Here is an 8,395-nt window from a genome sequence, read left to right on the forward strand (position 1 = left end):
ACACCCGTGAAGGGTGTGACTCGGTATGTCGGGCGATTCCGGCACTCCCACAGGATTTCAATCCACACACCCGTGAAGGGTGTGACTGCAAATTGATCCATTCCAACACCAATCACCATTCTTATGAGTTAGGGTTATGGTGCTTCAATTTGTATTCGATCAACATGAACATAAATGTTATTTTTTAAAACAATCCGCAAATTAAAAGAATAGCGGTTACATTATATTTATCGATGTGTGTACTCCATCAATCCAATTCCATGTTTGGCATAACACCTTACGATAACGATCGTGTTGAGTCTTCCATAAGAATAATATACCATTTCAGTAAAATCTCTGCGAACCCCCTTGGGAATCGGTGTTCACTAGGGGTTCGCAGAGATCATGTAACTAATAAACCTTCGGGATCGTACCCTTCCTTGGCACCAAAGTGCTCCACGCGATTTTTCCAATTTTTACCCAGGTAATAAAACCTGAGGCTATCTTTCTCCTCGTCGATCATATTACATAAAGAATGTTTAAGCTTAGTAAACTGGGCCGGGTCAATGAGACATTCAAAAACGGAGTTCTGCACCCGTTGCCCATAATTTACACACTCTTTTGCCACTCTGCGAAGTCGTTTCTTTCCCTCATTGGTTTCTGTATTGACATCATACGTTACCAGAACCATCATCATGAACACCTCAATTCATAAAAAACGGCGGATAGCCATCGATATCTCCCCGAAGGAAGCGGCCCATCAGCATTGCCTGAACATAGGGTAGCAGTCCGACAGGTATCTTCTCTTTCAGGTAAGGGTGGTTAATCGTGTCTTGCTTCCTCTTCTGCCATGCTCCAATGACCTCTTTTCTTCCTGTTTCTGAGAGGATAACCGCACCGTTCTCCTTTTTTAAAAAATCATCGCCAGAGATCTGTTTTCGATTTACGAGGTTTAATGCAAGGCGATCTGCCATAAATGGCCGCAGTTCTTCCATCATATCAAGTGCCAGGCCCGCTCTCCCAGGCCTGTCGGTATGAAAAAAACCGACGTAAGGATCAAGCCCTACTGTCTCCAGGGCAGACTCGGTATCGTGAGCAAGGAGTGTGTATAAAAAAGAAAGTAAAGCGTTCATATTATCAAGAGGAGGCCGTCGATTCCGTTCATGGAGGTAAAAAGCGTCCTTCTGCTTGAGGATCAGCTCGTCAAGGGTAATAAAATAGAATTTTGCACAGTTCCCTTCAATCCCGCGGAGCGTATCGGCAGAGTTGCAGTCCTCGATCTTCAGGAGGTTCTCGATCAGCAAAGCGTCCACCGCTTGAACCTTATCAAAATCGATGACAGCACTATGGTCGCGGATGCCGCGCCCGAGAACCGTTCGACAGTTCACAATCTTGCCAGTGATGAAGGACTTCGCAATTTCTAGTGATTCCCCGGGGCTATCCGCCTTCCGATATTGGGTCCTCCTCAGCAGAACATTGCCACGGACTCGCCCGTTAACCCGTGCCAGAAACTTCCCATAAGGCGTTAAAAACGATAAGCCGACGTTGTTGTCGGAACAAAGCCGCATCAAATGGGGACTTGCTCCCATGTAGCCGAAGCAGACGATACCCTCAAGATTGTGGATGGGAATGCGGAACTTCTCCTCATTATTAACTCTGACAACGACGTTCTCCCTCTCACGGGTGAGGTATGACTCCGGGGTAGTCACATATAATGTATTCAACAGTTTCCTCATGTACAACGTCCCCTGATGGGATGAATCAATCTCAAAAGAGCGGCGCTCGCCATTATCCCCTCAACACTTAATCATCCTCTACACAGGCCTCTTTCACGTGTTTGCGCACATACCTGCGGACGGGAAGACCCTTCTTCGTCAACTTCGGCATGCAGACATTCCGAAGAGAACAGAGATTGCATTTCCTGGAGACGTTGGCAGGGGGAGTGACACCCTTTGCAAAGAGTTCGTGCATCTCCTCCGACAACGACCTGACTCGATCCCTTAAATCTTCGGAGAGCAGAAGCGGCACTCTTCGCCGGACTTCGTTATAGTAAAAGTCACCCCGGTTTACATGAATATTGAACATCTCCTCCATGCACATTGCCTGTGCGCAGAGTTGAACCTCGTCACGCTCGTCGTTCTTTGGCTTTCCGCGTTTGTATTCCACCGGTCTCATCGTCCAGAATCCATCATGGCTTGGAAGAGATATGCCGTCCTCGGAGCGGATGTACTCGACCACGTCCGCCACACCATATAAGCCAAGGTCGTATGAGACAAGAGGAAACGCCCGCGAGATTATGACATCGCCACGGCTCTCGTTGAAGAACGGATCATCCACCCGTTTGTGGACCAGTCGGCCTTCTGCCGTCCGCAGATTCTCCTCCCACTGTCGCTCGACGTGGATCAGGGCCCACTGCCGCCTGCAAAAACAGAAATGTTGGATGCCTGACAGCGCAAGCAATTCTTGGTCGGAATATCGCCGTTTACTCATAACTTTTCGAATACCTCGACACCATTGGGCACATCTTTTACGACATTGACGCGGTAATCTCCAAATGATCGCGGAGGCAGATCACCGGATACGCGCTCTACTTTGACCTTGTCGAACAGAATATGGGACTGACAGCACCCGAGTGCCGTGTCGTGCTTGAAGATGACGAGCTTCCGTGCGGAGAGCTTACCCCTCGATGCCGAGTGGTCATGCTCGAACATATTTACGAGGCCTTCCCAGAAGAGTTCCAGATCTTCTTCAGAAAATCCAGTCGTTTTCAGTGCCAGATGTGCGGAGACATAGCCCTCAGCGCGGTACAGAGCGTAAGGAACTATTTGCTTCTTCCCCATAGTCTGGCCCTTTTCGAGATCTTTCACATTTGTGACCGCCTGGCGTGTAACAGTAACCTCCTGCTGGAAAATCGGATCGACGCTGCGGGCGAAATTTAACTGTACCGGCCCACGAACCTGTCCGCAGTTCACTTCTGTGGTCATCACGGCACCGAACGTGCGGATGTCGAAGAAGTTGTCGCACATAAATCTGGTCAGTTTGCTATCCTTTGGCTTTTTGTTGGAAGGCTCAATGCCGACATATTCATATGCCTTTTTGTTCTGGTCGTTCAGAACAACGCCGGATTTGACGTAAATGTCATAGCCCGGAACGTCGCCCTTCACCAGCTCGACGTAATCCCGAATCTTCCGCTTGAGGCAGACGTCGGTAACAATCCCGTGGCCTGTCTGCGGATCGACACGCGGCATATTACCCATATCAGGGTCGCCGTTCGGGTTTCCGTTCTCGACATCGAATAAAAGCACAAATTCATACCGGTTTTTTATGGGTCCACTCATAATCACTCAACCTCACTTGAATCTTCCTCTTTTTTCTTGAAAAACGCCTTACGCTGGTGGTAATATCCGAGCATGAACATTCCCTGTTCCTCCAGGTTCAGGTACGCCGGGAACTCGTCTACCCCCGCCAGCGTCTCTTCGATACCCTGTGTAGTCTTGAAGCCCCAGTCCGACTTTGCGATGTGGTGTTGTGCAAGCTTCAGCAGAACGGGAAAGACAACAGCGGGCGTCGTCGAAGCACTACTGAAGTACTTGCTGTTGATCGTGCTCTTCATCTCCCGATTCGTATCCGTCTGCGCCTTTTCGAGCACTGCGAACAATCTCCCAAGGCGATACGGCACATTCTGGTTCTCTTCGTTTAAGCTCACGGTAATCATATCCTCCTGTAAATTCGTCAAACCGGCTCTCGCAAGCCGGAGAAGGTAGGCTTTGATGAAGCCCGCCTTAAAAGAATTAATCGACCTCTCAATCTTTGCCCTGCTGATCATTGCGGTGTACATCTGAGCCGGATACGGCGTGCCGTTCAGAATCGACCGCAATAGAAGGCCGCCAAGGAGTGGAGAGATTGCCTTGTCATCGGAACTCGGTGCGACGGTTTGCCTCAATAGGCGATATGGTGATACGTAGCGCGGATCATAGTAGCCCTTGGTGATTTCCATGTCCAGGTGATGGCGTGCAACCCGTTCGATGAAATTGCCAAAACAATCAACATGCCAGAACCGCACTGCGAGCCTTGCGTTGTTCGGGGCGAGGCCGAGCAGATAGAAATTCGTTTCCGGATCCGCCCCGACATCCTCGGTGTGGATCTTCCGTCCTTTTCCGACCTTCTCAAGGATCTCTGCGATCAGTTCGATCTTCCGCCAGTCCTGCACCCTTTCCGGATCAGAGGTGTCCTCGCTGCTGCCTCTCTCAACCATCTCAGGGGGGGCAAAAAAGAGACTTGCAAGGTCCTCACATGCGGTGCCGTTCGTCTCCGCCCAATACACCACCGTCGTATCGACGATTCTCTGCCGATACTCCGTGTGCGCAAGGAGATAGTTCAGGGCGGTGGTGTATTTGAACATCGCCGATTCGCCGATCGGGGCATTAAAACTCTGTTTTTTGCCATAAGAGCAGAATGAATCATCGTTGAAACTGACGAGTGACGCACCGGACATCTGGGCGCCAGCAACCCCTTTGAGATTTTGGTGTATACGGGTTACCGTATCCAACTGCCCGGTCACGAGGCACTGGGCAGTAACGGCATCACTGTTTTCATTCTTTGAGAAATAGTGTTCCCATAAACGCTTCACAGAAGGTTTCCTGTGCAAAAAGACTCCCTCGTAATCAAAGACACAATTCCCACCGGCAAGAAGGTCATCCATATACTCCACTATCTTCGGATGCCTGCAGAACTCCTCGGGCTTCCAGGTATCTAAGAAAGCAAAGAATGCTCGGATCCCAGGGTCGTCGAGGGTATCAAAAACCCCATGCTGGAGTTTTTTGAACTCTTCGAAGCAGTTTCGAGACCGTTGATGAACCACAACAATCTCTTTTTCGCTCTCGGCGAGTATCGTGTAATCAGGAGAGTTGCCTTTACCGGAAGGTTTCAGGAACTTCTTCTCAAAGTCCCTTCTCTTGAACTTCTCGACACCCAAGATGTACTTCGCATTGTCGCAGAGGACGTAGGGAGCTATGCTCACTGCACGGGATGCCTGCAGAGGCACATCCATAACCTTGGGGCGCGGTTTTTTGTCGTCGCTTCTGAGATCGACTATGTACGATAATTCACCGTCGGGACTGATGACAAGTGCAAACGATACTTTCGCACTGCTGTATCCCGGCTGGGAGATTGCTGCATCCTCATCCTCTGTCAGGATATCGTAGTAGCGGCAGAGGGACTGGATGATCATGAGACGCCCCCAAAGCCGAGGCACCGTTGCACGTCGATGACGCCGTCCACCAGAACCGCTCTGTAGAAGATGGCCCTCATGTCGTCGGCAAAGTCGATATCATAGAGCATGAACCCGAGATCCTTCTCTCCACCATTCTCCCCGGTGTAGTAGGACGCTGGCATCTCCCCTTCGACAAGCTCGAACTGAACCGGAAACTCACGGCATCCGAAATAAGGGTGGTGGAAACACTGCCCCTTTTTCATCCTGCGGAGTGCAATGTTGTAGTGCTTCTCGACGGTGTCCTCGGGACCTGCTTCATCGGTTAATTCGAAGTGTGCCTCGATGCCATAACAGACGTCACGCAGCACCAAAGAAGCCCGTTGAACAGCATCTTCGCCCGGACCCTGAAAGAGTGCTACATCGCCTCCGCGGAGTGCGGTTTTTACTTTCCCCGCAGGGATTTTTCCAGATCGCTCGTTCCGGCGGATGTTGTCGAACTTGATCGGGTTCAAGATGTGGATTTTGTCTATCTTCCAGCAGATTGCGGGTTTCCAATGAATTGCTTCGAGAATGCCGCGTGCTGCCGAGGGGGTAATTACATCATAGCTTACGCGCTCGGTCTTCATCTCGGGTCGCGTGAAGCAGGCGTAATCACCCCATATTTTCAGCCGTACGCCGTAACCTATCGTCTTCACCTCCTTAAATAATAAGGAGTGAACCCTCCCCTCCATTATGTTTTCTATTTATAAGTCCGGTTTCTTCGGAGTATTTGTCGGGATTGTTCAGCACATAGAACCTATCACCGACAATATCGATTTCGTTTGCGCGTTCCAGTTCTTTATACTCGTCAGGGTAGATGTTGATCGTATACCCCTGCAGGCGTCGTGTATACCTCCACGGGCTCTCGCTGGTTCTGAGTTCATCGAGACGTGAGCGGGCATTGTTGTCATAGGGGATGACGATGTCCTTCGTGTCCTGCTCGATGATTCTGAACGCCCAGCCAATATCTTCAAATGGAAATTGAAGTGCACCTGATCCTCTCTCGAAAGCGGGTAGGATTTCTTTCCGGTCGAGCCCATCGTCTCCCTCATAGGAGTAGAGCCTTTGGAAGTAAGCCTCGACAGCCTGGAGGGAGAGCGGATCATCAAATTGGTCCATGACCATCCTGCCGATCTCCGCTGTACGGCGCTGCCAGCTTGTAGCCTGACCATAGCGCTCGGTTGACCGGAAGACATAGGCATCACCCCGGTCGACCTTCCCCTCACGGTTGCACCGCCCGGATGCCTGGGCTATAGAATCGACGCCGGCCATCGCCCGGTAGACAACGGGGAAATCAATATCCACACCAGCCTCGATCAATTGCGTCGAGACGACGCGGCAGTCCGCACCTTTCTGGAGTAATTCTGTAATCTCCTTCAGATGCTTTCTACGATGTACAGGGCACATTCTGGCGCTCAGGTGATAGCACGTGCCATGCTCCGAGAGCGCACCATGCAGATGTTGTGCATGCTTTCTGGTATTGACGATGCATAAGACCTGTTTATGCTCACACAGCCTCTCAGAGAGTTCATCGTCGCTCAATGCTCCGAGATCTTTGATGCGCACCCGCCGGAACGCTTCGTAGAGTTCTACAGGCGAACGCATGATTTCGACAGGCCTGATGCTTTCGTCCAGAAGTTCGCTGAGTTTTGGCTGAGTTGCCGTACATATGACGACCGTAGAACCATAGTTCTGGACGAGCTCGGAGAGGATCTGGAGACAGGGTCTCAGATAACCAGTCGGCAGCATCTGGGCTTCGTCGAGTATGATCACACTTTGGGCAAGGTTGTGGATCTTCCGGCACCGCGATCGCTTGTTCGAGAAGAGGGATTCAAAGAACTGGACGTTTGTTGTTACGACGATCGGCATATCCCAGTTCTCGGCCGAGAGTTTAAGGAACCGCTCTATCGAGTCGACATCATTGTCGGACAAGTCCTTAGGGTCGAAGTTGCTGTGATGCTCCAGCACATTCCGGTTCCCGAAGATCTTCCTGAACGTTGAAGCGTTCTGCTCGATGATGCTCGTATAGGGGATTACATAGAAGATCCTCTTCAGGCCGTGTTGCCTCAGGTGGTCAAGCGCAAACGCCATGGATGAGAGTGTCTTCCCCCCTCCGGTCGGAACGGTCAGGGAAAACATCTGTGGCGGGAGGGATGCCTTCTCTCTGCACTGTTCGCAGATCTCCCTTCTGTACTTGTTGATTGGGGTATCTTCAGCGCCTGAGAGGAGAGCGCCCATATATTCGTCGAATTCCTGCGATAGGGTCTCGAAAGATTCGTACCGCCCCCGGGCGGAGGATGCGACAGGGTCCGCAAAACCTTCGGTATCGAGAGAATCCGCATCGACAAGGCACGAATAGAGCATGCGCGTGAAGAAAGCTATCGAAAACCCTATCTTTTTATGAATCGGCTGCAAAATAGGGCGAAAAAGTGTGAGATCGGGAAGCGGGATCTCCTCGCGGTATGCCGAGTAATCCGGCAGAAATTTGTTTCCCAGGCGTTCCTCAAGCCCGCTTTCACAGCTGCCGTAATTCAAGAGGCCACCATGGTGCCCGGTAATGATGTACTCCAGAATACGGCTCAACTGCACGGGATACAGCGCCCTTGCTTCCTGTGCGCCGGCGGTTGAGTGATCGACCCGGATGGGAGCCCCCTCCAGGCGTCGCTGGAACTCGGGTGAATATTTCCCGATATCGTGAAGCAAACCTCCGGCATACGCAAGCTCACCGGCACGGAAGTCATCTGCGAACCCTGATGCAATATTGGCCACGTTCTGCAAATGTTCTTTGAGAGTTTGCCAGTCACGCTTGTCAGGATCGGCTGAAGAATGAGCATAATACATAGAATTGCTCACTGATCTAACAATCCAGTGAAGGGATAATAAATGTGGCCATTTTCTATTCAGCCGATATTGGGAGATTTTCAGTAAAAAGATACACTTTCAAAGCCTGCTTAAAGGTTGAAAATCCTCGGCAGACTGTAGAGGTGAAGGGATTTAATAGCCGTGATGAGGACGTCGTAATGATGGGCCTCCTCCCGCCGTCCGGCGGGTATTCGTCAGGGTACAGCTACGTGGGCCCCTTGAGGGCGGCCTCCTGAGGGTGGCCCCCGCCTCTTCCACAGTTCAGCCCTCCACCGCTCTGCCCGGGCCGACGGTGTCGATTTC

At 51.1% G+C, this 8,395-nt stretch carries 7 protein-coding genes; all 7 read right to left on the reverse strand.

From position 1 onward, the window contains the following. Positions 1-382: 382 nt before the first annotated feature. A complete protein-coding gene (gene cas2 / locus QCH34_RS02925; protein ID WP_366898265.1) occupies positions 383-673 on the reverse strand; it encodes a CRISPR-associated endonuclease Cas2 in 291 nt (96 codons plus the stop codon). A 10-nt stretch (positions 674-683) separates the two neighbouring features. Next, positions 684-1,703 carry a type I-C CRISPR-associated endonuclease Cas1c gene (cas1c, locus tag QCH34_RS02930; protein WP_300329819.1) on the reverse strand — a complete coding sequence of 340 codons (1,020 nt, stop codon included), beginning with the start codon at positions 1,701-1,703 and terminating at the stop codon, positions 684-686. A 79-nt stretch (positions 1,704-1,782) separates the two neighbouring features. After that, a complete protein-coding gene (gene cas4, locus QCH34_RS02935) occupies positions 1,783-2,469 on the reverse strand; it encodes a CRISPR-associated protein Cas4 (protein WP_300329822.1) in 687 nt (228 codons plus the stop codon). After that, a complete protein-coding gene (cas7c, locus tag QCH34_RS02940) occupies positions 2,466-3,317 on the reverse strand; it encodes a type I-C CRISPR-associated protein Cas7/Csd2 (protein WP_300329825.1) in 852 nt (283 codons plus the stop codon). The genes cas4 and cas7c overlap by 4 nt, the downstream gene beginning before the upstream one ends. A gap of 2 nt (positions 3,318-3,319) precedes the next feature. Next, positions 3,320-5,209, reverse strand: coding sequence for a type I-C CRISPR-associated protein Cas8c/Csd1 (gene cas8c / locus QCH34_RS02945; protein WP_300329828.1), 1,890 nt, complete (start codon positions 5,207-5,209; stop codon positions 3,320-3,322). Next, complete coding sequence (gene cas5c, locus QCH34_RS02950) at positions 5,206-5,922, reverse strand: type I-C CRISPR-associated protein Cas5c (RefSeq protein ID WP_366898264.1); 717 nt, start codon at positions 5,920-5,922, stop codon at positions 5,206-5,208. Before cas5c ends, cas8c begins: the two co-directional genes overlap by 4 nt. Further along, positions 5,891-8,083, reverse strand: a complete 2,193-nt coding sequence (gene cas3 / locus QCH34_RS02955) for a CRISPR-associated helicase Cas3' (protein ID WP_300329834.1) — start codon at positions 8,081-8,083, stop codon at positions 5,891-5,893. The genes cas5c and cas3 overlap by 32 nt, the downstream gene beginning before the upstream one ends. Between the last annotated feature and the right edge of the window lie 312 nt (positions 8,084-8,395).

This window comes from Methanocalculus sp. (assembly GCF_029762515.1).
GTDB lineage: Archaea > Halobacteriota > Methanomicrobia > Methanomicrobiales > Methanocorpusculaceae > Methanocalculus.